The organism is Terrisporobacter mayombei (assembly GCF_020748465.1).
GTDB classification, from domain to species: Bacteria; Bacillota; Clostridia; order Peptostreptococcales; family Peptostreptococcaceae; genus Terrisporobacter; species Terrisporobacter mayombei.
This window is the reverse complement of sequence record NZ_JAHZMP010000002.1, coordinates 772,543-799,456: the sequence shown is the minus strand read 5'-3', so window position 1 is coordinate 799,456 and position 26,914 is coordinate 772,543. Positions and strand designations below refer to the sequence as shown.

The 26,914-nt window shown below is 27.0% G+C and carries 26 protein-coding genes and 1 other annotated feature (1 of these 27 cut by a window edge); of the genes, 18 read left to right on the top strand and 8 right to left on the bottom strand.

Annotation, left to right across the window (positions count from 1 at the left end; all coding sequences use genetic code 11):
• Positions 1-13: 13 nt before the first annotated feature.
• The 6 genes from K0039_RS10425 to K0039_RS10400 all read left to right on the top strand — a co-directional run bounded on the left by K0039_RS10425 (position 14) and on the right by K0039_RS10400 (position 5,491).
• On the top strand, positions 14-679 hold the full coding sequence (locus K0039_RS10425) for a DUF1847 domain-containing protein (RefSeq protein ID WP_228104990.1): 666 nt from the start codon (positions 14-16) through the stop codon (positions 677-679).
• Between the two features lie 80 nt (positions 680-759).
• Positions 760-1,131, top strand: coding sequence for a hypothetical protein (locus K0039_RS10420; protein WP_228104989.1), 372 nt, complete (start codon positions 760-762; stop codon positions 1,129-1,131).
• 269 nt (positions 1,132-1,400) lie between these two features.
• Positions 1,401-2,723: a putative DNA modification/repair radical SAM protein gene (locus K0039_RS10415; protein ID WP_228104988.1), complete on the top strand. Its 1,323-nt coding sequence runs from the start codon at positions 1,401-1,403 to the stop codon at positions 2,721-2,723.
• A gap of 9 nt (positions 2,724-2,732) precedes the next feature.
• Entirely contained in the window at positions 2,733-3,479 is a 747-nt protein-coding gene (locus K0039_RS10410; RefSeq protein WP_228104987.1) for a TIGR03915 family putative DNA repair protein, read from the top strand.
• Between the two features lie 111 nt (positions 3,480-3,590).
• The gene (gene ilvA, locus K0039_RS10405; RefSeq protein WP_228104986.1) at positions 3,591-4,793 is read left to right on the top strand and encodes a threonine ammonia-lyase; all 1,203 of its coding nucleotides are present in this window, start codon (positions 3,591-3,593) and stop codon (positions 4,791-4,793) included.
• A 158-nt stretch (positions 4,794-4,951) separates the two neighbouring features.
• On the top strand, positions 4,952-5,491 hold the full coding sequence (locus K0039_RS10400; RefSeq protein ID WP_228104985.1) for a hypothetical protein: 540 nt from the start codon (positions 4,952-4,954) through the stop codon (positions 5,489-5,491).
• A 31-nt stretch (positions 5,492-5,522) separates the two neighbouring features.
• On the opposite strand, the gene K0039_RS10395 is transcribed toward K0039_RS10400, so the two are convergent.
• From K0039_RS10395 to K0039_RS10385, 3 genes are all read right to left on the bottom strand, one after another.
• On the bottom strand, positions 5,523-6,617 hold the full coding sequence (locus K0039_RS10395; protein WP_228104984.1) for an acyltransferase family protein: 1,095 nt from the start codon (positions 6,615-6,617) through the stop codon (positions 5,523-5,525).
• 157 nt (positions 6,618-6,774) lie between these two features.
• Positions 6,775-7,299 carry a hypothetical protein gene (locus tag K0039_RS10390; protein ID WP_228104983.1) on the bottom strand — a complete coding sequence of 175 codons (525 nt, stop codon included), beginning with the start codon at positions 7,297-7,299 and terminating at the stop codon, positions 6,775-6,777.
• Between the two features lie 61 nt (positions 7,300-7,360).
• The gene (locus tag K0039_RS10385) at positions 7,361-8,275 is read right to left on the bottom strand and encodes a patatin-like phospholipase family protein (RefSeq protein ID WP_228104982.1); all 915 of its coding nucleotides are present in this window, start codon (positions 8,273-8,275) and stop codon (positions 7,361-7,363) included.
• Between the two features lie 577 nt (positions 8,276-8,852).
• On the opposite strand from K0039_RS10385, the gene K0039_RS10380 reads away from it, so the two are divergent.
• Positions 8,853-9,026: a hypothetical protein gene (locus K0039_RS10380; RefSeq protein WP_228104981.1), complete on the top strand. Its 174-nt coding sequence runs from the start codon at positions 8,853-8,855 to the stop codon at positions 9,024-9,026.
• Positions 9,027-9,164: 138 nt separating this feature from the next.
• Here K0039_RS10380 and K0039_RS10375 read toward each other — a convergent pair whose 3' ends face one another.
• The 3 genes from K0039_RS10375 to K0039_RS10365 all read right to left on the bottom strand — a co-directional run bounded on the left by K0039_RS10375 (position 9,165) and on the right by K0039_RS10365 (position 11,423).
• A complete protein-coding gene (locus K0039_RS10375; RefSeq protein WP_228104980.1) occupies positions 9,165-10,124 on the bottom strand; it encodes a DNA-processing protein DprA in 960 nt (319 codons plus the stop codon).
• A 68-nt stretch (positions 10,125-10,192) separates the two neighbouring features.
• The gene (locus tag K0039_RS10370; protein ID WP_228104979.1) at positions 10,193-10,795 is read right to left on the bottom strand and encodes a GNAT family N-acetyltransferase; all 603 of its coding nucleotides are present in this window, start codon (positions 10,793-10,795) and stop codon (positions 10,193-10,195) included.
• Positions 10,796-10,925: 130 nt separating this feature from the next.
• Positions 10,926-11,423, bottom strand: coding sequence for a spore coat protein (locus K0039_RS10365; protein WP_228104978.1), 498 nt, complete (start codon positions 11,421-11,423; stop codon positions 10,926-10,928).
• Between the two features lie 584 nt (positions 11,424-12,007).
• Here K0039_RS10365 and K0039_RS10360 point away from each other — a divergent pair.
• From K0039_RS10360 to K0039_RS10325, 8 genes are all read left to right on the top strand, one after another.
• Positions 12,008-12,985 carry a GH25 family lysozyme gene (locus K0039_RS10360; RefSeq protein ID WP_228104977.1) on the top strand — a complete coding sequence of 326 codons (978 nt, stop codon included), beginning with the start codon at positions 12,008-12,010 and terminating at the stop codon, positions 12,983-12,985.
• Between the two features lie 308 nt (positions 12,986-13,293).
• The gene (locus K0039_RS10355) at positions 13,294-15,690 is read left to right on the top strand and encodes an ATP-binding protein (protein ID WP_228104976.1); all 2,397 of its coding nucleotides are present in this window, start codon (positions 13,294-13,296) and stop codon (positions 15,688-15,690) included.
• 51 nt (positions 15,691-15,741) lie between these two features.
• Positions 15,742-16,044 (top strand): hypothetical protein, encoded by a 303-nt coding sequence (locus tag K0039_RS10350; protein WP_228104975.1) that lies wholly within the window; start codon positions 15,742-15,744, stop codon positions 16,042-16,044.
• Positions 16,045-16,235: 191 nt separating this feature from the next.
• Positions 16,236-17,591 (top strand): MATE family efflux transporter, encoded by a 1,356-nt coding sequence (locus K0039_RS10345; RefSeq protein ID WP_228104974.1) that lies wholly within the window; start codon positions 16,236-16,238, stop codon positions 17,589-17,591.
• Positions 17,592-17,637: 46 nt separating this feature from the next.
• A complete protein-coding gene (locus tag K0039_RS10340; RefSeq protein WP_228104973.1) occupies positions 17,638-17,847 on the top strand; it encodes a zinc ribbon domain-containing protein in 210 nt (69 codons plus the stop codon).
• 26 nt (positions 17,848-17,873) lie between these two features.
• The gene (locus K0039_RS10335) at positions 17,874-18,080 is read left to right on the top strand and encodes an alpha/beta-type small acid-soluble spore protein (protein ID WP_018590862.1); all 207 of its coding nucleotides are present in this window, start codon (positions 17,874-17,876) and stop codon (positions 18,078-18,080) included.
• A gap of 114 nt (positions 18,081-18,194) precedes the next feature.
• Positions 18,195-19,031 carry a sulfurtransferase gene (locus K0039_RS10330; RefSeq protein WP_228104972.1) on the top strand — a complete coding sequence of 279 codons (837 nt, stop codon included), beginning with the start codon at positions 18,195-18,197 and terminating at the stop codon, positions 19,029-19,031.
• A 65-nt stretch (positions 19,032-19,096) separates the two neighbouring features.
• On the top strand, positions 19,097-20,671 hold the full coding sequence (locus K0039_RS10325) for a nitrite/sulfite reductase (RefSeq protein WP_228104971.1): 1,575 nt from the start codon (positions 19,097-19,099) through the stop codon (positions 20,669-20,671).
• 44 nt (positions 20,672-20,715) lie between these two features.
• Here the strand turns inward: K0039_RS10325 and K0039_RS10320 are convergent, their stop codons facing one another.
• Positions 20,716-21,360, bottom strand: a complete 645-nt coding sequence (locus K0039_RS10320) for an undecaprenyl diphosphate synthase family protein (RefSeq protein ID WP_228104970.1) — start codon at positions 21,358-21,360, stop codon at positions 20,716-20,718.
• 277 nt (positions 21,361-21,637) lie between these two features.
• A complete protein-coding gene (locus K0039_RS10315) occupies positions 21,638-22,072 on the bottom strand; it encodes a DUF2383 domain-containing protein (RefSeq protein ID WP_228104969.1) in 435 nt (144 codons plus the stop codon).
• 170 nt (positions 22,073-22,242) lie between these two features.
• Between K0039_RS10315 and K0039_RS10310 the strand changes: the two genes are divergently transcribed.
• The 3 genes from K0039_RS10310 to K0039_RS10300 are packed head-to-tail and all read left to right on the top strand — an operon-like array spanning position 22,243 to position 26,639.
• Positions 22,243-25,407 (top strand): DEAD/DEAH box helicase, encoded by a 3,165-nt coding sequence (locus K0039_RS10310; protein ID WP_228104968.1) that lies wholly within the window; start codon positions 22,243-22,245, stop codon positions 25,405-25,407.
• A gap of 47 nt (positions 25,408-25,454) precedes the next feature.
• Positions 25,455-26,192, top strand: a complete 738-nt coding sequence (gene truA / locus K0039_RS10305; protein WP_228104967.1) for a tRNA pseudouridine(38-40) synthase TruA — start codon at positions 25,455-25,457, stop codon at positions 26,190-26,192.
• 18 nt (positions 26,193-26,210) lie between these two features.
• Complete coding sequence (locus K0039_RS10300) at positions 26,211-26,639, top strand: GNAT family N-acetyltransferase (protein WP_228104966.1); 429 nt, start codon at positions 26,211-26,213, stop codon at positions 26,637-26,639.
• A 52-nt stretch (positions 26,640-26,691) separates the two neighbouring features.
• Positions 26,692-26,914, top strand: a binding site (T-box leader); it runs 62 nt beyond the window's last position.

Below are 26,914 nucleotides of genomic sequence, written 5' to 3'. Positions count from 1 at the left end.
GGAGTATATTTTGATGAAAGAAAAGGAAATTGTAAGAAGTTGTATTGATTGTGGTGTATTAAATTGCAATGTGCAAAATAAATCATATCCTAAATTTTGTTTAACTACAGATAACTTAAATGAAAATATATTAAAAGAGGCATTGAAGTTATACGAAGAAAAAGAAAACTATGATGTAATGATAAATGCTGCTAATATTGAAAGCGAATATTATGGAATTATGACTAGAGTTGAGGAAACTGTTGAATTTGCAAAACGAATGGATTTTGAAAAAGTTGGTATAGCAACCTGTGTAGGACTTATAAGTGAATCTCGCATACTTGCATCAATTTTGAGAAAAAAAGGATTTGAGGTATTTGGTATAGCATGTAAGGCAGGTGCTGTGGAAAAAGACCTCGTGGGAATTAATGAATCTTGCAAAAAAGTTGGAGCAAATATGTGTAATCCAATTTACCAAGCTAAGAAGTTAAATTCAGAAGATACACAACTAAATATTGTAATGGGACTTTGCGTAGGTCATGATAGTTTATTTTACAAATATTCAAATGCATTAGTAACTACTCTTGTAACAAAAGATAGGGTTTTAGGTCACAATCCCGCTGCTGCACTTTATACATCAAATTCTTATTATCATCGTGTTTTTGAAGATAATTCTTTTGTAGAGAATGATGATAAATAAATTTATCTTTCTATTGAAAATAAAATAGTTAAATTTATTTAAGGGGGGAACTTATTGATATTAAAAGGGGGAATATTTGAATGAAAATGCAAAATAACTATAAAATCATATTAATAATATTAGTCTTTATTTTTATGATATTATATTTAATATTTAGACCAGCATTTATTTTTTCTGAAAAAGATATTTCAAACAAAATAAGTAGCAATTATTTAGATAAGCAAGGCTCATTAAGTGATTATAAGATAAACTCATCAAAAATATTTAATACTGATGAAGGAACTTTTGTAGAAACACGTTATGATGTTAAGCCTAAAAAACTGGCATACAATGATTGGAATGCAGGAGATGGGGAAGAAGGTAATGATGGATGGTTGGTAGATAAGTCTGCCTACATTCATTACCACAAAATAGGATTTATGTATATAACTATTGAAAGTTTTACAGACTAGTAACTATTTATAAATTCATTTTAAATTGAATTTATAATTTAATAGGATGTGTAATTTACATATATTAAGAATTAAAAAGCAATTACTTTAGAAAACTTCTTTCTAAAGTAATTGCTTTTTTTATGGAATTATCACATATTACTATTGAAAAAATAATAAAAGAATCTTATAATTATAATATGGGAACATATGTTCCTTTAGAGGAAGTTTTACAATTAATAATATATACTTATTAATTTAACATAAATATTTTTAAAGGAGGTGAAGTTTTGGATTTACAAAGAAAGCTTGAAATATTATCATCTGCTGCAAAATACGATGTATCTTGTTCTTCAAGTGGAAGTAATAGAAAAAATAAAAAAGGAGGTATAGGAAATGCTTCCATAAGTGGTATTTGTCACTCATTTACACCAGATGGAAGATGCGTATCTCTTCTTAAAATTCTCATGAGTAATGTTTGTATTTACGATTGTAGTTATTGTGTAAGTAGAACTTCCAACGACTTTCCAAGAGCTACATTTACTCCAGATGAAATATGTGATATAACTATAAATTTTTATAAAAGAAATTATATTGAAGGCTTATTTCTAAGTTCAGCCATAGTAAAAAATGCCAACTTCACCATGGAAAAATTGTACGAAACAGTTTATAAACTTAGAAATGAGCATAATTTTAATGGATATATACATTTAAAGGCCATACCTGGTGCTGATCAAGATATAATAAATAAAGCAGGTCTTTTAGTCGATAGAATGAGTGTAAATATAGAGCTTCCATCATCAGAAAGTCTAAAAATATTAGCTCCAGACAAAGATAAAAATAAAATATTATTACCAATGAAACATATTAGTAATAATATCATTCAAAATAATAGTGAAAGAAAAAACTTTAAAAATGCTCCAAGTTTTGTGCCTGGAGGGCAAAGTACACAATTAATAGTTGGAGCATCGCCAGAAAGTGATTTAAAAATACTAACTTTAAGTGAGAGCTTATACAAAAAAATGAACTTGAAGAGAGTTTATTACTCAGCTTTTGTACCAGTAACAAATGACAAAAGACTGCCAGAAATTAAAAATCCACCAACACTGAGAGAGCATAGGCTTTACCAAGCAGACTGGCTTCTTAGATTTTATGGATTTAATGCTAAGGAATTGCTAAGTGAAGAAAATCCAAACCTTGATATAAATTTTGATCCTAAAACTAATTGGGCTTTGCAAAATATTCATATATTTCCACTGGAAATAAACAAAGCACCTAAAGAAATGCTACTTAGAATTCCAGGTATAGGTGAAAGATCCGTTAATAGAATAATGGCCATACGCAGAGTTTCAAATATTTCTTTTGAAGATTTAAAAAAAATAGGTGTAGTTCTAAAAAGAGCACAGTATTTCATAACTTGTAGTGGAAAATACTACGGGGATGTATCCTTTGATGAACCACTTATAAGAAATAGATTAACTCCTAAGGAAGACTTAAATATATTAGAAAGCAAAGGAGAACAACTAAACTTCTTTAATATGCCTGGATTTTCTTATTCACCCGCCATATTAAAGGTGGATGATATATTTTCTTCTGTAATAGGAGAACTATAGGAGGAATTTATGAGAGTATTTTTACATGAACAAACTTTTGAAGGTTTGTTATCTGCCATTTATGATGCTTATTACTTAAGCACTAAACCAGATTTTATATGTAGTAAAATAGTATATGAACAAAATTTAATTGATGAAGTTATTACAATAAAAAGCGATAATATTAAATTTGAAAAAGTTTATAATGCCATAGTAAATAAAATATCAAGAGAAGCTTTAAATAAAATATATTATGTGTTTTTATCAGAAACTAAAGAAAGCTCCAACTTAATTTATAAATACTTACGTATGGGATTTAAGTTTGGAAAAGATGTTGAACTATATATAAATAATGATATAGTTTTAAATATGGACAAAGTAAGTAATAAGGTTGCATACGAATGTCATAGGCTTACAGGTTTTATTAGATTTAAAGAAATCAATAATATTTTATATGCTTCCATAAACCCAGACTACAATATACTTCCCATACTTGGAAATCATTTTAAAAAAAGACTATCAAATGAAAATTTTATAATTCACGATATAAAAAGAGATACTGCTTTTATTTATGATAAAGAAGATTATTATTTAACTAATTTATCAAAAACTCAAAAAAATATTTTAATGAATAGTGATGATAAAGGTGAGTATGAAAATTTATGGAAACAATATTTTAAGTCTATAAATATAGAAGAACGTAGAAATCCTAGACTTCAAAAGAAGATGATGCCAACTAGATATTGGAATAATATTGTTGAAGTTAATAATAAGTAATTAATAGATTTTCTGACAAGTATATTAATTTAAAAATAGAGCAAAAATAAATATGTATGATTAGAATTATCATATTTTATTAATTATTTATACAGCTGGGAGTGAATCAAAATGACAAAAGTAACCTTAGAAGATATACAAAAAGCACAAGAAACAATAAAGGATATAGTAAAAAAGACAGATATACTTGAAAGTACTAAACTTAGTACAATGACTGGAGCAAATGTTTATTATAAATGCGAAAACCTTCAAAAGACTGGTTCTTTTAAAGTGAGAGGAGCTTGTAATAAAATAGCAAATCTTACAGAGGAAGAAAAATCCAAAGGTGTAATAGCATCAAGTGCAGGAAATCATGCCCAAGGTGTGGCACTAAGTGCAAAAATGAACAACATTGAGGCAACCATAGTAATGCCATCAACTGCACCACTTGCTAAAGTCACGGCAACAAAATCTTATGGAGCAAATGTGGTACTAGAAGGAATTGTTTATGATGATGCCTATGCAAAAGCAGTAGAACTACAAAAAGAAAGTGGGGCAACATTCCTTCATCCATTTAACGATAAATACGTTATAGCAGGTCAAGGAACAATAGCTCTAGAAATTTTTGAACAAATGAACAATAAAGTAGATACCATACTTTGTCCAATAGGTGGAGGAGGAATAATCTCTGGTGTGGCAGTGGCAGCAAAAGCTCTAAATCCTAATGTTAAAATAATTGGTGTACAAACAGCAAATATTCCATCTATGTACGAATCTATAAAAGAAGGTAAGGTAACAACAGCATTTAAAGCAACTTCTGTGGCAGATGGTATATCAGTTAAAACTGTAGGAGACATAACCTTTGACATAGCAAAAGAATTAGTAGACGAAGTAGTTCTTGTGGAAGAAGGCGAAATAGCAGAAGGACTTTTATTTTTAATGGAAAACCAAAAAGTTGTGGCAGAAGGATCAGGAGCAGTTACAACAGCAGCAATACTAAGTGGAAAATACAAACCAAAAGCAGATGAAGATGTTGTTTGTATAATTTCAGGTGGTAATATAGATGTTAATACTTTAAATAGAATAATAGCAATAGGTTTAAATAAAAGTGGTAGACGTTTTTCATTTAATACGGATATAAAGGACAAACCAGGAGGACTTTCTGAACTTACTTCAATATTAAGTAGATTTGATGCAAATATAATAGCAGCAAACCTATCTTCAATAAATGAAATTGGTAAATTAAATGCTCATATGATTTTAGAAACATTTGATCATGATCATATAGAAGAAATTAAAAAAGCCATAAGCGAAGGTGGTTTTAAAATAAAATAGATTATAAAAAGGAATAATGTTATAAACATTGTTCCTTTTTAATTTTTTGTTTTAATAAATGACAAAAACTATGAGTATTCATGGTAAAAATACAATCTTTGTGGTATATTATAACTTATTGTTTAAAATAAGTTGAAATTGTTAAGGAAGGAAATACCATGGAAATACTAAGATTTAAAAAAAATGAATTTAATATGGAGAGTTTTATACATTATTATAATGAAAATATAGAAGAATTACTTTTTAATTATCCTCATTATATATCAAGGGTTTGTTTAGTGGATAGAGATTATATGGACGTAATTGTTTTTGACGAAGACTATGAGGATATAAATAATACAAAAGATTATGTAGATTTACTACATGATGGAGAATACGCACTTCATTTTGTTATTGGAAAAACTTATGAAGGCGCAGAAAAGGTAGAACTTCTTCATGGTGAAAAATACATATTAAATCATTATACGGACGATATTTACGAAGACGATAACACTATAAAAGATATAGGGGATTTAAGCTTAAATGTGGACAATCTAGTAGGCTTATTATTTGATTTAGAAGAAAATGAAGTAGTAGTATATCCAGTGGATTTTGAGCATGGAGGAGAAATATCAAATCCTAGAATAAGAAAAGTTGATTACTGCGGAGACATGGAAGATAAAATAGTGAAAATTTTAGATGAATTCTTAATTCAATAATTTAAAGGACAGCTATATAGCTGTCCTTTACTTATTTCATTCCTAAAACAAAGTTAAAGATCTTTACTCTGTATAAAATTTCATAAACTATAAATGTTAAAATAGCCGAAAAAATTATTATCAATCCTATGGATAAAGCAGTAGATTTAACTGTAGGTACAATTAAAATTGCAAGAACTAATAAAATCGGTTGATGGATAATATAAATTGGAAAAGTACGTTTATTTAAGAACTTTAAAAGTTTATTGTTTTTATTTAAATGAACACTACCAAAACCAATAACTGTGCAAATTGCGGATATTAAAACACCGTTTTTTAAAATACTATCAATAATCCACACTGTTGTATTACCCTCTTCTGGTCTAAGCAATAATGTGTAAATCACACCACAAATTGCAAAAAAAACAAGGGTAATTAAATATTTAAAACGATGACTTATTAATTTTTCTAAAAGCGTATCATCTTCATAAACAATATAACCTAATAAGAAAATTAATAAACACCCTATTAAGCTTTTCCCCATTATACTTGGAAACAAGTCACTACATATTCCAAGAAACAATAAAAATAGAAAACTAAATTTATTTACAAAAGCTTTTTTAAATAAATGAACTATCTTTATGCCTTTTTCCTGCTTAAAAACTAGAGATAAAATAATTCCTCCCAAAATGGAAACGATAAATAAATAAAGTATAAACCATAAGTGAGCAGGAGTGAACGCTCCATCAAATCCTGTAAAATCCGTTACATTTGAAAAAAAGAAACCTAAATGACTAAAATAGTTCAAGTTTCCCTCACCACGCCAAACTCTTGCTAAATAAGTTTGTGGTGGTACTAAAAATATAAGTCCAAATAAAAGTGGCACAAGAAGCTTTTTAACTCTTTCTACTATATATTCCTTCATATTTCTACGCTCAAAGGAAAAAAATGTGGAAGCTCCTGCAAGGAAAAACAGCATAGGCATGTACCATGTAAATAATAATAAAATTATTATGTCTGCAAAAAGGTTCTTTTCTTCTGAAATAATATAAAAATCCCCAAACTGACAAAATATAGCGCAAGTATGATAAACAAAAAGCATTAATATGCTTATATTTCTAATCCAGTCTATCTCATATCTTCTCATCCAACCCTCCCAATTTATAATAAGTTACAAAATATTCTTGCTATTTATTTTACTTTACCATAAATTTAGTTATATGTATTTATAAATGAAAAAAATAAATTAGAAAAAATTAAAGCTGAAAGATAATTCTTCCAGCTATTTTATTTATAAAATTTTATTATCCAATTTTTATAATATTTAAACTTGCATAGCATCCTTCATTACTACAACTAGCAATAGTTTTACCATTAGTGGAGAAATTGTTATTTTTCAATTGAAGAATAGTGTTTTCAGTAATATATACTATATCATCACCAATAATAGACATGCAATTTTTATTATTAGGATCTACTACTCCAAAAGTTCTTTGGATGTTCTTTTGCAGAATATTATTAACATATAAGCCTATACTTTGTTCAATATGATCTTTTTTATTCTCTATATTAACTGGAATCTTATATATTATATGATATACACCAGATTTATTAACTTTTATAGTTGTAGGGTTAACAAGAACTATATCTTCATTAAATATTTCTGTCATATTAAATGGAAAATACTCGTTCATACCCACATTTACTAATTCTGTTTGTAGAAAAGTAGCATAAGAACTTTCTTTATTACTGCATTCTTTTAATATATTACAGAGGCTTTTTAATAAGTGATTATAATTTTTGTTACAATCACTAAATTCTTCTTTCATATACGATTCACCCCCTAATATATTTTATGATGAGTTCTGCAAAAGAGTTACAAAATAGTATTTATGCACGATAATGTTTAAGATAAGCATTAAAATCCCAATTTTCTAAGAAGGATTTAGCTGAGAAGTATCCAGATTTATATAAAGCTTTCATCTGTTCATTAGATATATCAAAATCTAAAGTATTTATGCCCAAGGTTGGGATGTTCACAATTCTAACTGCATCACAATCTTTAAAATAGATTTCCTCACTTGTTTCAAGACTTGTTTCTATTACATCTATTAAATAAGGAATAAACCCATTTTTATTGTTACTAGGTTTTTGAACATTATTATATAAATTTAAACCAAATGTAGGCCATCTTGGATTATCTTCCACGTCAAAAATCCAAATAGGGAAGTTACTTAAAAGTCCACCATCAACAATATAACAAGGAGTTTTTCCTGCATACAAAATTACTGGCTCAAAGAAAAAAGGTATACTAAGGCTCATTCTAACAGCTTTTGCTATTTCAAAATCAAGTGGATTTATATTGTATTCAACTAAGTCATCAGGTAAGATAATTAATTTATGACGAGTAACATCTGTTGCAACAACTTTCAACCTACTTTCACCATCAACATAAATATCCTTGAAATATTTTTTTCCTTTTCTTTCAAATTTATCTCTTAGAAAATTTTCCACATAATCTCCTGAATGTAGTCCCTTTGAAACATAGAGAGAAGTAAGAGGTCCAAATAAAGGAATAGATTGCAATTTATTTTTATCTACAAATTTATTGTAATCCAAGTCAAACATAATATTTCTTATTTCACTGGCACTGTACCCAACAGCTACCAATGAAGCAACAATTGCACCAACAGATGTTCCAGCTGCTCTTTGCCATACATAACCCTCCTCTTCAAAGAAAGAAAGGGCACCTACAAGGGCTATTCCTTTAACACCTCCACCTTTGCACACTAAATCTGCGTACATTATTATTCACCACCAATATTAATCTAGTACCTATATAATTTGGTACACTACATAATATGTAAATTAATAAAAAGATGATAAATATTATAATGAAAGCAGTAAAAATTTATGTTTATATTAATTAAGTATGATATTTCCTAGTAGGATATAATATATAATTAATAACATAAGTAAAACAGATTTTATTTTTATATTCATTTTTTTTTAATAACTTTGACAAGAATCCTGTATACTTTAGTTAATTAGTTAACAAATTATAAAATAAAAAAGGAATTATTTGTTAGAAACAGAATATTATATATAAACCTAGTTATTTTAATTATTGAACAGATATTAAAATGTGTAAGTCCCCCACATTCTAATATTATTATGGTAATTTAGCACCGTCTGCATATGGCATATGGTGTTTTTTTCTATATTTTTTTAACAAAGATTATTAATTTATTAATAATCTTTGTTAATAAAAAAGGCCCTAAATGGGTTTTTTTAAGTTATTTTTTAAAAAAATTTGAATAAATAGTAATATATAATTATTTTTAAGAATTATTATATAAATTTTATATAAGAAGGTGAAAGTTTGAGCAAAAGTCAAAGTATAAAAGTAACAATTAGTTTTAAGGAAAACTATCGAGATTTAACTTTATACAATTATCTTTTGGAAGATATAAAAAATCAATATGGAATAAGTTCTTATGTGAAAAATCTAATAGAAAAAGATATGGAAACAAGAAAAACAAAAATAGGCTCATAGTTTATGAGCCTATTTTTGAAATATAATAATACAAGGAGAAATAATTTAAAAATAGTAAATATTATATCAGGCACCATTAATAAATTACTTATTAATAATTGTAGTCTAATTTTAAACAATTCACAATAAAATTAATTTTTAAAAGTCAAAAAGTATTTGCTCATTTGATGATGTAAGGTCATGAATCCAAGTGTTTATCTCATGTAACTTATTTTCAAATAAATTTTCTACTACGTTTATATTATAATTGTTATCAATTATTAGCACATTTTTATCTTTTAATAATTTCGTATTACCGCCTCTACAGCTATAATTCATCTTATCATGTTTATAACAGCAGATTATTTTATTTTGTTCTTCTGCAAAATTGACAGTATACATAGTTCCACTCTTTACGCCACACTCTACAACTATCACACCTAATGATAGAGCACTTTGTAAACGATCTCTTTCGACGAAATAATTTTTGTAAGGTGCTTCAAGTGGAAAATATTCACTAATAATACATCCATTATTGTAAAGTATTTCATCGCATAAAAGTTTATGATCTGCTGGATAAATATTTGAAATTCCACTAGGTAAAACTGCTAGTGTTTTATTATGATTTTTTACTGTAGAAAAATGGGCATTATAATCTATCCCATGAGCCAAACCACTGACAATTATATAATTTCTATTTGAAAATAATTTAGCAAGATTTCTGGTTATTTTTTCGCTTTCTAAGGTAGGGTAGCGAGTTCCTATAATTGCTACGGATTTATTTTCAATAATACACGACTTATTTCCTTTATAAAATATAATTACAGGATTATTGGGGATAATTTTAAGTTTTATAGGAAAATCTTCGTCCAAAATAGTCATTATTCTTATATTATTTTTTTTGCAGTAATTAATTATATTTAAACTTTTATTTTTTGCCATTATTACATCTTGTATGTTTAAATTCAATTTATAATTTGGAAGATTTTCAATAATAAAATTTAAAATGGAAATAGCATCAATAGTTTCTGGCAAAGGGTTAAGTATTAATTTATTAATTGTTTTTTTACCAATTCTATTTATATTAAGTAAAGTTAAAATTAATTCTGTTTTTAACATAACAACACTCCTATTAAATTAGTTTTTCAAATTAACATAATTTTTAATAGGAAATAATTTCATTTACATTAAGTTCTATTATTAATTATTGATGATACTATACTTAATATCCCTGTCAAAATGTCATTTGATACATCATTTATTTTAATAAATGGTTTTGGAGGCTGTTTATATTTTCCTAAATTTTTTCCCATAATGATAACCTCATGCCAAGTTCCTAATTTATAACCACAATTTGGATATGATCCTAGTTTTTTAAAACCAAAGAATTCATGAAGTTTAATGCTACTATCATTTGGACTAGTTATTGTAGAATATACATTTTTTACATTTTGGTGAGCTAGAATTTGCAAAATACAAGTATATAACCCTCTCCCTACACCTCTATGAGTGTATCTCTTGTCAACATAAATAGAAAGCTCCACATTCCAATTATAAGCATCTCGCTCCATATATCTATCAGCATATGCATACCCTATAACTTGATTATTTAATTCACACACTATATATGGATAATTTTCTTTCGTTTTTTCAATTCTACTACTAATTTCATCAATGGTAGGTACAGCATACTCAAATGTTATTGATGTGCTAATTACATAAGGTGCGTAAATTTTTAAAATTGCTTCAGCATCATTCTTCTCGGCAAACCTTATAACAAGCTCATTCATATATACACCTTCTTATATATTATTTAATAAAAGTGTAATGAAAAATAATAGAATAAGCAATAAGAATAGAAGAAAATAAAAAAATCCCGTAATAAAAATAGCTTTATTACGGGATTTTATAAATAATTGTCTAATTATACATGTTATGTTGATTCATATAATTGTAAATTTTTTCTCCATGTTCTTGTTCTTCTTTTTGAATATGATTTAAAACTTGTCTGATATTTTTATCTTTAACTTCAAATATAGTTGTGTTATATGTAGCAGAAATATATTTTTCAGTAGATAAAGTATCTTGACATAACATTTTATCATTTTCATCATATGTACCACTAGATACACTATTTGCCATATTAGGCATTGTAACTGTGCTATCTTGCTGCACTTGCTGCATTTGTTGATTTTGACTGCTTTGGTTACCAGCATTAACATTTGGTACTGTACCATTTAATATTTGATTAATAGAATCTAAATGTTGTTGTTCTTTTTGAGCCAAAGAAGAAAATAATTGTTTTAGCTCTTGGCACTTAGCTCTTTTTGAATAATCATTATACTTTGAGACACATAAAGTTTCATGGCTTTTTTCATCTTCAAGTAAAAGTCTTTCTTTTGTTGTTAAATTTACCATAATAACACCTCCACTTTTAGTTTTAGTTTGTATAATTGATCAAAATTTATTCTACTTATCTTATAATATATAAAAAATTTAAAAGTTTTTATTTAAGAGTATAATATAAATATATAAGGCTATAATGAAAAATGTAAAACCTTTATTTTTTATTCTTGATTTTATTTATATTCTCGGTTTCTTAATTAAAATAATGCATAAAAGACTAAGTAAAAATATTACTTAGTCTTTTTTCGTGCTAAGAAGTATTAGATTTTTATACAGTAACAAAATTTTTCTAGAATGAAATAAAAATTCTGTCGTTTATAGTAACAAAAACTTATTGTACTTAATAATATAGACTATAAGTGGTTATAAAAATCAAAACTAAATTATAAAACTCTTATTAATTCCAGTAAAATTTAAAAGAGTATAAAAGTATAATAAACTGGATACTAAAATAACCATTTATTGAAGCTAGGAATTTCAAAATTACAATTCTATACAACTTCAGATGATAGTTCATATAATAAACAGGCCATTAAAAGAAAAGAATCTACTAAAAAGTGGATTCTTTTCCATATATATAATAAGGAAGTGATTAAATGGCAACTATTAAAGGTATTGATGTGTCAAAACATAACGGAAATATTAATTGGAAGAAAGTAAAAGATGACGGTATAAACTTTGTTATTATTAGAGCAGGATATGGATCATCTACTGTAGACGAAAAATTTGAAGAATATATTAAAGGTGCTATTGAAGAAAATATTGATGTAGGAATATATTGGTTTAGCTATGCCATAAGTGAGGAAAAAGCTCGAATAGAAGCTGTAAAATGTATGGAAGTAATTAAGCCATACAAAGATAAAATAACTTATCCCGTTTTTTATGATTTTGAATATGATAGTGTAAGTTATGCAAAGAAGCAGGGAGTAAGCATAAATAAAACAAAGGCAACAGCATTTGCGTATGCTTTTTTAAAGGAAATTGAAAAGGGAGGATATATTCCTGGCCTTTATACAAATATAGATTTCTCCAACAACTATTTCTTTAAAAGCCTTCAAAGAGATTATGATCTATGGATAGCTCAGTATACTTCAAGATGCTCCTATAGTGAGCCTCATGTAATGTGGCAATATAGCGAAAGTGGAAGAGTATCTGGAATTAACGGAGATGTGGATCTAGACTATTGTTATAAAAAATATTCAAGTACAAGTGATAAAAATACAAATAAAGATAATAATAAGGAAGATAGTATATCTAAAGTTTTAATTAAATCATTACAAAATGCTTTAAATGAATCTTATAATTTTAATTTAGCTGAAGATGGAATCTTTGGGCCTAAAACAAAAGCAGCTGTAGAAAAACATTCATTAGGCATAAAAAATAAAGATAAAAAATTAGAACATACTAAATGGCTACAAAAAGCCTTAAAAGAATTAGGATATGATATCGCAATAGATGGATATTTTGGAAAGGATACACAAGCAACCGTAGAAAAATATCAAAAAAAGAAAAATCTTAATGTTGATGGAATAGCAGGAATTAAAACGCATGAATCTATAATTTCCTACATTTAGTTTTAAAGTACCAGGGTGTCTGGTACTTTTTTTAATATGTAAATTAAAAAATTAAAGTTTCCTCACCCTAACATAGAAGTATTCATTAATAAATAACTCATTCATACAAGATTTATGATAATGCATATTATAATACTATTTTACATTTTAGAACAATAAAACATAAAATGGGATTATATATCTAAAAATAGTATTTTTTAACTTACAAAAAACTTTGAATTCAAACAAGTTCTATTATAAAATATTTATATACAAATGAAAAAAGAAAAAAATTGTTCTTTTTATGGGTAAAGGAAAAGGGGAAAGATATGGTTAAAATTTTAAATTCTTTACGTTATGCTATTATTGCAATAAACAAAGAAAAACAAATCCTATTTGTAAATAAGTTTCTTTTAGACTTATTAGGTGTTGATGAAGAAGATGTAGTTGGTAAAAACGTGTTCCAAATAATTTCTATCAGTAGTCAGCCTATTGATGATATTATAGATACTCTTGAGCAAAATAATAGGTTTCACTTTTGCATAAAAACTAAAAAAAATTATCTTCAGTCATTATGGGGTAAAATTATTGAAGATGATTTTAAAGGAGAAGATGCTTATTTTATAGTAGGAAAAAAACAATATGAAAAACAATATCATAAAAAAGATCTAGAAGATTTACTGGATGTTGTACAAACAGAGTGTTGTATTAAAAATACTAATGGAGAGTATATATATGTAAATCAACAATTTGCTAATAATCTAGGCTGTGAGAAAAGTGAAATTATAGGAAAAACAAGTCGAGATTTTTTTTGTAAAGAAGATTGGGCTTATATGGAAAAAAAGGAGAAAATGGTAATAGATAATAAAAAAGTAATTAATAACGAAAATGTGTATTTTAATACAAATGAAAAAAAGTGGTATAGCAATACCTTAGGACCTATATTTGATGATAATGATAATGTAAAATATATTGCAAGTTGCAAACTAGATATAACACTTACAAAATTTCTAAATGATACACTCCAAATTGCTCTTAATCAAATAACTCAAATTAGTAGTGATATAAGTATCTTTGATATGGATAAAGAGTATAGATCATTAATTCAATATACTATAGAAAAACTAATGAGGTTCTCAAAATCTGATGGTATTTCAGTAATATATTTTGATAAAAAATCTTCTAATTTAAAAGTAATTGCACAAAGTGGAGAAGTGATTGAAGCATTTAAAGACGAAGATTTTGGAAAAGAACTATATGAACTTATATATAAGTATGGTGAAGGAACGATACAATTAGAGCAACTAAGAAATAATAAAGACTTAGACTTAATAAATGAAACTTATATACCAGATAAATTCTCAGCAATAGGTATTTATAATATGACTCTCGATAAAGACTATTCTGGTTTCATCATGTTAACATATAAAAAAGGACATGAAGACAGATGTATTCCCATTAATTATTTTAAAACCATATGTTCATATATCTCAACAAATATAAGTAACTGGAAAAGATGTAAAGATATTAAGGCTGAGAGAATAAAAGTAGAAAAAATAAACAATTCTTTAATGCAATTTATAGACGTATCTGAAGATATGATTGCAACATGGAATTTAAATGGAAATCCTATTTACAATAATTTTCAAGTTTTTAATATTTTAGGTTATGAAAGTGTAAAAAATATAAACTTTTTTGACATATTACATCATGATGATAGAGAACAAGTCTTTAATTTAATGTTTAATGAAGATCATGACTTTGGCTCTGTCACAAGTAGATTTAGATGTAGTGACAATACATATAAATGGATTGACTGGAGTTTTAAAATTTTAAAAGAAGAAAATATGTTTTTTTCAACAGGTAGAGATGTAAGTGAAAGAATCGCCAATGAAAAGAGAAAATTATTACTTGAAAAAGCTAAATGTATAGAAGAAATAAAAGATGAATTTTTATCAAATATAACTCACGAGTTTAGAACACCAATAAATATTATCATGTCAACTATTCAGCTAATTAGTACAAGCTTGGAAAACAACACCTATAAACTAGATAACTTGCATGAACATATAAAATATTTAAAAAGAAACTCAAATAGATTACTTAGATTAGTTAATAACTTAATAGACATTACATATATAAAAAATGGGTATCATGAATTAAATCTACAAAACTACAATATAGTTGAGTTAGTTGAAAATGTTTGTAATGCAATAGTTTCTAACGAAGAAAACAATGATATTAATATTATTTTTGATACAGACTGTGAAGAAATAAATATGGCTTGTGATGCAGATGAAATTGAAAGAATACTTTTAAATCTTCTATCTAATGCAATAAAATATAGTTTTACAACTGATCCAATTATAGTTAGCCTAAAGTCAAATAAAAGCAATGTGAAAATATCTGTGAAAGATCATGGTATCGGTATTCCAAAAGATTATTTAGATAGAGTTTTTGATAAACTAACTAGAGTAGACAATAATTTGACAAGGCATAATGAAGGAAGTGGCATAGGCCTTGCCATAGTTAAATCCTTAGTAAATTTACATGAAGGGGAAATAGAAGTTGAAAGTGAATTAGGAAAAGGCTCCAATTTTATAATTACCTTACCTATTAGTTTAGTCAACGAAGAAAGTGTAAAAGTGGAAAAAATATGCGATTGTAAAAATAAAATTGAAAAATGTGCTATGGAATTTTCAGATATTTATGAGTATAATTGCTGATAATTATAATAATATGTTAAAATAAAGAAAATGCTTTTAAGGAGAGACAACATGGAAGAAATGAATATACTTATAACAAATGAAGCTAAAAGAGAATTGGACAAACTTTTAGCTAATAGTGATAAAACTTGCGTAAGAATTCTTACTAGATGTATAACAATGACTAGTGATGCGAAAGTAGATTTAGAACTTGATAACCCAAATGATGATGATAATTTATATGATGTGGATGGATATAAAATAATTATAAATAAAGTACTTGATTCACAAATAAATTATATTACAATTTCCTTTGGTGGACTTCTAAGTCGTGGAAGTTTCTGTGTTGATGCAGATTTCAATTTTTATTATTAAGTTGAAAAGTATAAAAATTTAAGGATAATTCCTTAGGTTTTTATACTTTTTTATTTATAAAATTTTAGTCACAGGCAATTAATAATAGCCTAATATTATAATTCACAAAGTTTTTCCTAAGTAAGCTATAATATTAATATAGTTTTAAATAAGACAAAATTAAAAAACAAATTACTAACAGGAGAGTGTTTATGGATTCAAAAGATACGCAATTTGAAAAAATGACTAAAACGCCCATACCCCAATTGGTGTCTTCTTTAGCCGTTCCTACTATTATTAGTATGCTAATAACATCCCTATATAATATGGCGGATACATATTTTGTTTCTCAACTTGGTACAAGTGCTTCGGCAGCTACAGGTATTGTATTTTCTCTAATGGCCATTATACAAGCTGTTGCTTTTGCCATAGGCATAGGCTCTGGAAGTACAATTTCTAGAAAACTTGGGCAACAAAACAAGGAAGATGCTGATATTTTAGGTTCTTCAGGTTTTGTTACCGCATTAATATTTGGATCTGCTTTATTAATATTTGGGAATATATTTATAAAACCACTAATGATTTTATTAGGCTCAACAGAAACAATTCTTCCATATGCTGTAAACTATGCAAAATACATATTATTTGCTGCTCCTTTTATGACCGCATCTTTTGCTTTGAATAATATGTTAAGAGCTGAAGGAAAAGCTAATTTTGCAATGGTAGGTATAGGAATTGGAGGTATTATAAATATAATTTTAGATCCTATATTTATATTTCACTTTAATTTAGGTATTAGTGGTGCTGCCATAGCCACAGCTATAAGCCAATTTTTAAGTTTTATTGTATTGTTTTTATATTACCTAAAAGGAAAAACAATAGTCAGGTTTTCCATAAATAAAATATCGAAAGAAATAAATACATACTTAATTATATTTAAAAATGGAATGCCTAGTTTCTTTAGACAGGGCTTAGCAAGTGTTGCCACTGTAGCATTAAATTTTAATGCAGCTAATTATGGAGATTCAGCTGTAGCTGCCATGTCAATTGTTGGAAGAGTATTTATGTTAATTTTTTGCGTTATAGTAGGTTATGGTCAAGGTTACCAACCTGTAGTTGGATATAATTATGGCGCTAAAAACTTCACTAGAGTTAAAGAGTCTTTCTTGTTTACTTTAAAAATAGGAACAACAATAATGACAGTATTAGCACTAATGGGATATATATTATCTCCACAAATAATGTCATGGTTTATCTCAGATTTATCTGTTATTGAAATAGGAACAAGAGCCTTACGATATCAATGCTTAGTAATGCCACTTATGACCTTAGGTGTTATTTCAAATATGACATTTCAAGCAGTGGGTAAATCTTTACATGCTACTTTTTTAACTTCTTGTCGTCAAGGAATATTCTTTCTTCCACTAATTATAATTTTACCTAAAATATTCTATCTAAAAGGAGTAGAAATTACACAACCCATATCAGATGTACTTACTTTTATTGTAAGTATTCCTTTTATATATAAATTTTTTAAAAATTTAAATAATAATAATAGAGCTGAATAATATGTTATAATAATTTTACTTTTATGAATAATATTGGAGGAAAATTATGGACAAAAAACAATATGTATGCCCTAAATGTGGAAATCAAACTTTTGAATCTGATCAGTTTCAAGCTACAGGAGGAAATTTTGCCAAAATATTCGATGTGCAAAATAAAAAATTTGTAACTATAAGTTGTAAAAAATGCGGATTTACAGAGCTTTATAAAGGAACAACTTCTGATGGTTGGAATATATTAGACTTTTTAATGGGATAATATAATAAAAACTTTAGGAGGTTTTTATGTCTAAACCAGTTGATCCAAATGCCAAATTAGCATTAAATCAAATGAAAATGGAGATTTCTCAAGAATTATTAAATGATTCTAATATAAAAAATGATTCTAATCCAATTGATAGCATAGGCTTAAGTGGTCGCGTAGGAGGTCAAATGAGCAAGAAGCTAGTTGAAATGGGTGAAAGAGAATTATTAAAAAGATATAATAAATAAGAAAAGACTGCTAAAAAGCAGTCTTTTTCCTTATGTTGTAATAAAATATTATATTGTAGTATAATATTTTATAGTTAAAAATTATAAAAGAAATATATTTTAGGAGAGAGTAAAATGTCAAATATGATAAATGCAAAATGGTTAAAAGAAAATTTAAACAATGACAAATTAGTTATAGTAGACTGTAGATTTTCACTAATGGATAAAGAATATGGAAAAAGAAGTTATGATGAATCTCATATTAAAGATGCTGTAAGAGTAGACATTGAAACTGAATTATCTGCACGTGTAAAAGAACATGGTGGAAGACATCCACTTCCAAGTGTTGAAGAGTTAAAAACTACTTTTGAAAATATAGGAATAAATAATGATTCAATAATAGTAGCTTATGATGAAGGTGACTTAGCAGGACCTGCAAGACTTTGGTGGATACTAAAATACTTAGGTCATAATGAAGTTTACGTATTAAACGGTGGAATAAAAGCATTTGAAGAAATTGGCGGGGAAGTAACAAGTGAACATACTTCAGTTAAAAAAGGTAACTTTGACATAAATGTAAATGAAAATATGAGAGTTAATATGGAGTATGTAAGAGAAAGACTACACAAAGATAATATAGTTATAGTAGATTGTAGAGAAAACGGAAGATACAATGGTGAATTTGAACCAGTAGATAAAAGAGCTGGTCATATTCCAAGTGCCCATAATTATTTTTGGATGAATATTTTAAATAATCAAGATGATGCATTAACTATGAAAAGCAAAGAAGAATTAAAAGAACTTTTCAATAAGTTAAACAATTATGATGAAGTAATAATTTACTGTGGATCCGGTATAACTGCAAGCCCTGTTAGTTTAGCTCTCACTGAAGCTGATATTGATCATAAATTATATTCAGGAAGTTTTAGCGACTGGGTAAGCTACGAAGAAAATAAAGTAGATACTATATAAAATAAATAGATTCATCACTTTTGTAAACAATATAATAGAAATATATTTTTACAGAGGTGATAACTATGCATAATTTAGAAAAAACTAAAGAAATATTTCTTAGTGAGATACCTAGTTTCAAAGAGCAATGTTTAAAACTTTTAAATGGTGACCTTACTAAGATGGATTATAAAGGCATATCAGGTGGATATGGTGTATATGCTCAAAGAGATCAAAAATCCTTTATGATAAGACTTAGGTTTTCAAGTGGAGTTGTAACCATATCTCAATTACATAAGGTATATAAATTTGCAAAACAATATAATCTTGATGGGATACACTTTACAACTCGACAAGCAGTTCAACTACATGACTTAGATGTGGATGGAATTTGCAACATAATGGAAGAAGCCATAAAAAATAATATATTTACTCGTGGTGGTGGAGGAAACTTCCCAAGAAACGTTGGATTATCACCACTTTCTGGTGTGGACCCAGACGAAGCCTTTGACGTTACACCTTATGCAGTAGCAACAGATAATCACTTCATGAGTAAAATTACTACTTATAATTTACCAAGAAAGCTTAAAGTTTCTTATTCATCTTGTCCTTTGGATGCTGCACATACTACAGTACAAGATTTAGGATTTTTAGCTGTAATGAAAGATAATAGACCATATTTTAAAGTTTTTGTTGGTGGAGGCCTTGGAAAAAATCCAAATATTGGTCTAGAATTAGACGAACTAGTTGAACCAAAAGATGTGTTATATTATGTTGAAGGTTTAACTAAGTTGTTTATGGACGAAGGAGATTACTCAAATAAGCATAAGGCAAGAGTCAGATACATGGTTTATAAACTTGGAGAAGAAGAATTTATTAAAAAATTTAAAGAGTATACAGCAAAAGAAAAAGAAAGCAACAACCTTGATATTCAATTAGAAAACATAGAATATCCTACTGACGGTGGAGTTGAAATAAATGTTAAGGACTGTAGATTATTCCAACAAAAACAAAATGGATACTATAGTGTCTACATCCATCCAATAGGAGGACAATTAAAACTTGATGATTTAAATAAATTATTAAATACTTTAGATAGTTGTAAACATGCATCAATTAGACTGGCTATGACAGAAGGAATATTTATTATAAATCTTGATGGAAAAGAAGCAGAGAATTTACTACAAATTAGTAAAAAATTTAGTGGATGTACTAGTATAGAAAAAAGTATTTCATGTATTGGTGTTCCAAGATGTCAAATGGGAATTCAAAACAGTCAAAAAATGTTACATGAAATTATTGACTACTTTAAAGAAAATTCCAACGGTGATAATACCATACTTAATGCTATGCCAAGAATATATATATCTGGATGTATGAACTCTTGTGGTGTACACCAAATAGGTGCCATAGGGCTTACTGGTAAAAAGAAAAAAGCTTATGGACAAATGTGTGATGCCTTTGAAATATTTGTAGATGGTGATTTTGAATATAAAAAGACAAGACTTGGTAAATCATTAGGTGATTTTAAAGCAGATGAAATACCAAAAATGTTATTTGAAATCGGAGAAAAAGTAGCAAATAGCGAAATGGATTTTTACACATACTACGCAGCCAATGAAAATGAAATAGAAGAAATAACTTCTAAATATAATATATAAAACAGAAAAATAAGTGTTTTGCAAAATAGCAAAACACTTATTTTTTATCCTCCAAGGGTAATATCTTGTTTATCATACCATTTTAAAGCATCATAAAAATCTTGCTCTTTAAAATCTGGCCACATATCATCTAATACATAAAAATCTGCATATACAGATTGGATTGGTAAAAATCCACTTAATCTTCTTCTTCCGCCCCAGCGAATAATTAGATCAATACGTGAAATTTCTCTTGATTTAAGATTATTTTCTACATGTTTTCCAAGAGGACAGAATTCTTTCTTATAGTTTAGGTCCCAACTCCAACCATAGTGAATCAAGAAGTTTACCTTTATTCCACCTTCGCCAAATTTTATTCTTTCTTTTGTAAAGGGTAAAAGCTGTGAAGGAAAAGTATCACTAAATGTATCTCCTACAACTAGAATTTCACAATCTTCTTTTGTCAAAATCATAACTGATTCAACGCAAGCTTTTATGAAAGCTTGTTTTTGAATAGTAGGTCGCTTTGTATTGTCCACAGTATAGCCATAGAAAGTAACTTCTTTCACATTTTCCTTTTGGCATAATTTAAAAAGTTGTAAACCTGGATTAACTCCATGATCATATCCTTTTTCTTTTGATAAATTATTACTAACTGCCCAGCGTCTATTTCCATCTGGTATAATTCCTATATGTTTTGGTACTCTCATAAGGCCTCCATATGTATTTAAGTTATTTATTTATTCTTCCCAAAATAGTAATAACTTAAACTTAAGGCAGAAAAATCCCCATAAAAATGGGGATTTTTCTGTGTATATATGTTTTAATGATTCTCCATGAGTCACCACACCGTTTATTATATAAAACGGAGAAAACATATTTAATAGTAATTTATCTTTCCGATCAATTAGATAAGTTACTATTTAGTGTTTCTATACTTATATATTATTGTGTATTAATAAAAATTACTACATCTTTTATAAATATTTATAAAAACTTGCGAAGGTCTTTTGAAAAATTTTCTTCTATTTCAACTAAGTCATAACACAACACTTTAATGCCTTCCATTGCACCACTATATTCATTTAAATATTTACAAATAGATTTAATACCCATACTACATCCTTCAGTCATTAAATCAGCAATTACTTTGTCATGTTCACCTTTAATAAGCTTCACATTAATTTTGACCCATGACATGGCTTTCGCCAAAGGATTAGGGTCCTTCTCTTCATCTTTAAACTTTTTCAATTCTGCTTGTATTTTTTCTTCCAATCTTTCATGATCTTTTAAATATTTTTGCAGTAAAGACTTTAGTTTTTTATTTTCAGTTTTATTTATAACTCTACTTATTCCATCAATGCCCATCTTAGCTCCAGCATAACACTCTTTTAATAGTTTTATAGTATCTTCATTTGGCATAAAAATCACTCCTTATAAAATTATATTTTTATTATGCCTATAAATTTTTTTTATAAGCATAAACTATTGATATTTCAATGATTTAGCTAGCTTTATTTTTCTTATGTCATTGAAGTAGATTTATAACCGTAATATAATAAAGTTTATAATACTTAGAAACAGGTGAGAAAATGGACTTTAAAATAGTAAATGATATATTGATTAATAATACTGACAAACTAAGGTTAAGTAGGGGACAAGAGTATTACAAAGATGGATATGTACAAGAAATTAAATATAATAATGAAGATAAAATTTTAAATATTGATGGAAAAGTAGCTTCCGCTAATTACAATATCTTGTATTATCCGGAAATTACAATAGATCTAAATAATAAAGAAATATTAAATACAATTTGTACTTGTGAAGACTATAAAAAAAGAGGTTCCGATAGCAATAATGTTATATGTAAACATATTGTAGCTTCATCTTTATATGTAATTAATTTATTAAAATCAGATGTAATTAGCAATTTAAAACAGACAACTATTGTATTAAAAAATGATAATAAAATAAAAAGAAATAAAAATTATATTAATAAAGAATTATTAGACTACTTCAAAAGTAATGAAAGAGAAAAAGTTAAATTAGATGTTAGGGTAGAGTATGTTGGTGATAATGGTATATCTTGCGACTTTAAACTAGGTATAGATAAGATGTACGTTATGAAAGATTTAAAGGAATTTGCTTACTCTAGAATTGAATCAAAGGATTTAATATTTGGTATTGATTTTTTATACAATCCAGTAAATAATTATTTTGAATATGAAGATGAAAAAATAGTTCAAATTATAGAAGAGTACGGAATGGATTTATCATATAACTCACCACAGAAAAATTTTAAATATTTAACTGTTAAAGGCTCCAATGTTAGAAGATTATTTGAAGCACTTTCTTATAGAACATTTGACTTTAAATTTAGAAATATGCACTATAGCCCAAGTGTTATTGAAAGTAATATTCCAGTAGATATAAGTTTTGAATTGAATAACAATGAAGCCATACTAAAATGTGAAGATAATCTTCCTTTTCCTCTATCATTAAAAGGTGATGTGGTATTTTACAAAGGAGATATATACTTGTTAAATAGCGAAAATGGTATATATTATAAAAAGCTTCACTCTGTACTAAATGAATTTAAAGAAGTAAGCTTCCCATTAGAAAATGTTAGTCAAGTCTTAAGTGACATGATACCTAAAATAGAAAATATCTGTGATAGAGTGATTGTAGATGATAGGATAAAAGATAATGTTTCCAAAGAATTAAAGATAAAATACTTTTTTGATTTGGAAGATAGCAATGTAACTTGCAAAATAGTCTTCTCTTACGATGAAGACAATAATAAATTTATTATAAAAGACTTTGAAAAAGAAAAGGAAGGCATTTATAGATTATATTCCAACTTTTTTGAAAAAGATAAAGATAAATATGTATTTAAAGGAAACGATAATCAACTATATGACTTTTTAAATAGAGACATTAATAGTCTTAAAAATATTGGAGAAGTGTATTATTCAGATAAACTTAAAGAAAGAAAAATTCACAATTCTTCAGCTTTTAGAGTTGGTCTTGGAGAAGAAATTAATCATTACCTAGATTTTAATTTTGAAATAGAGGGAGTGGATTCAAAAGAATATAAAAACATTATAAAAGCATTTAAAAATCAAAAAAGATTTTATAAATTAGGTGATGGAGACTTTATAAATTTAGAAGACAACCAAACTAAAGAAATGTTTAAATTAATGGAGAGTTTAGGTTTTACTGATAATATAAAAAACATGAAAATACACTCAAGTAAAGCAATGTTTATTAATCATCTCCTTACGGAGAAAAAACTACCCTATATTTCTGGAATTGAAAATACTAATAATATTATTGAGAAATTCAGAAGTATGGAAAAAAAAGAAATCAAGATTCCAAAAGACCTTCATGCAACCCTACGAGATTACCAAGTTGATTCTCTTAGCTGGTTTGAAACTTTAAATTATTTAGGTTTTGGTGGAATTTTAGCTGATGAAATGGGGCTAGGTAAAACAATACAAACAATTGCCTTTTTATTAAACAAAAAAGATAAAAAAACTTTAATAGTAACACCTACATCACTAATTCACAATTGGAAAAGTGAATTCGAAAAATTTGCACCATCTTTATCAGTGGGAATTAGTCATGGATTGAAAAAAGACAGATTAAATATAATTAAAAACACTAATGACTTTAATGTTATACTAACAACTTATGGTTCTCTTAGAAATGATTTAGAAGAATATGAAAAGCTTCAATTTGATTATTGTATTATAGACGAAGCTCAAAATATAAAAAACCCTCTAGCTTCTTCTACTGATGCTGTAAAAGCCATAAGAGCAAGTAATAAATTTGCTTTAACTGGAACTCCTATAGAAAATAACTTGATGGAGCTTTGGTCTATATTTGATTTTATTATGCCAGGGTATTTATATAGTTTAACTAAATTTAATGCCATATTTATAAAAGATGTTAACCAAGTAGAAAATTTAAAAAGAATGATAAAACCATTTATACTTCGTAGAACAAAGGAACAAGTTATTAAAGAGCTTCCGCCTAAAATAGAAAAAGAGTTTTATGTAGAAATGGGCAAAACACAAAGAAATACCTACGGTATATATGTGGAAGAAATAAAAAGAAGGTTAGAAGAAAAAAGAGATGTAAAAAATAAGATTACCATATTTTCTTATCTTACAAAACTTAGACAACTGTGCTTAGATCCAAGCATAATTGTGGAAGGATACAAGGGAAAAAGCGCAAAGACTGATACTTGTTTAGAAATAATAAAAGATTATATTGAAAAAGACAACAAAATTTTAGTTTTCTCTCAATTTACCTCTGTCTTAAAAAACATAGGCAAAAAACTAAACAAAAATAAAATCAGCTTTTATTATTTAGATGGAAGTACTCCTGCTAAGGATAGAATAACTTTAGTGGATAGCTTCAACAATAATGAAGAAATAAGAGTATTTTTAATATCACTTAAAGCTGGAGGAACTGGTTTGAATTTAACATCTGCCAATACAGTAATACACTTTGATCCATGGTGGAATCCATCTGTACAAAATCAAGCAAGTGATAGAGCCCATAGAATTGGTCAAAAACAAGTAGTGGAAGTTATAAAGTTAATTGCAAAAGGAACAATAGAAGAAAAAATAATGGAATTACAGCAAAAAAAATCAGAATTAATTCATGATATGATTGACGGAAACTTAAACAACACTAATATACTAAGTAGTTTGTCAGAAGAAGAATTAATTGATTTAATAAGATAAATTAAGTATAATGAAATAACAAATTTTATTCAAAAGGAAAAATAATAATGAGAAATATAAAAATGATAGTACAATACGATGGAAGTAACTTTAAAGGCTTCCAAAGATTAAAAGACAATGATAATACTGTACAAGGGAAAATAGAAGATGTTCTTTGTAAACTTACAGATGAAAATGTTGAAATAATAGGTTCTGGAAGAACAGATATGGGTGTTCATGCCATGGGTCAAGTTGTAAACTTTAAAACTAATTGCAATGAGTCAGTTGAAAAAATACAAAAATATTTATATAAATATTTACCTGAATCTATAGTTATAAAAAGTATTGAAGAAGTTGAAGATAGATTTCACTCTAGATACAATGCTAAATCTAAAGTTTATTTATACAAAATAGATAACAATAAGTTCCATAATCCATTTTTTAGAAAGTACTCAGCTCATATAAATAAAAAATTAAATTTAGATCTTATGAAAGAAGCGAGCACTTATTTAATTGGAGAACATGATTTTTCCAGCTTCGCTTCTTCAAAATCAAAAAAGAAAAGTAATATTAGAAGCATTGAATCTATTGATATAGTAGAAAAAGATAACATGATTGAAATCTATGTAAAAGGTGATGGATTCTTATATAACATGGTGAGAATAATTGTTGGAACTTTAATAGATGCAGGACATCGCAAATTAAATCCTACGGATATAAAAGAAATCTTAGAAGCTAAAGGCAGAAAAGTAGCTCCAGAAACAGCACCAGCAAAAGGTCTATATTTATTTAAAGTTCAATATTAATTCTGTGGGGGGATGTATTTGAATAATTTAATTATAAAAAATGGGAGTGATAAAGACTCTGATTATATAATTGAAAAACTAGTAGAATATAATTTATCAAAAGTGCCACAAACACAAGAAGTAGCTTATGTGTGGCTAAACAAAATAATAGAAAATGATAATAAAGAAATAGTTGGGGGAATTCTTGCCAAAATGTATTGTTGGAATGTAATTTACATTGATGCACTTTGGATTGATGAAAACTACAGAAGTTGTGGTCTTGGAGAAAAATTACTACTTGAAATAGAAAAACTAGGAAAAGAAGAAAAATGTAATTTAATTCATTTAGATACTTTTGATTTTCAAGCTAAGGATTTTTATATAAAAAATGGCTATGAAATATTTGGTGTTTTAGATGAATGTCCTAAAAACCACAAAAGATACTTTTTAAAAAAATCTTTAGAATAGTTGACAACGATTAGAAATTCAACTATTATTTAAACATATTAAATTGAATACACAAAATTCAGTGAAAAAGAGAAGTAACTTAAAGATTGTATTTACAGAGAATTGGGAATGGTGGAAGCCTAATAATATACTTTAAGTGAATAGAGCTTTGGAGAAGATTATCTGAAATAATAGTATGATAATAGGTGGCCTTGCCTTAAAAGGAAGAGTGAATAAGATTCTAGCGAATTTTTGAGCAACGGATTTATCTGAAGTGATAACGAAGATATATCGTT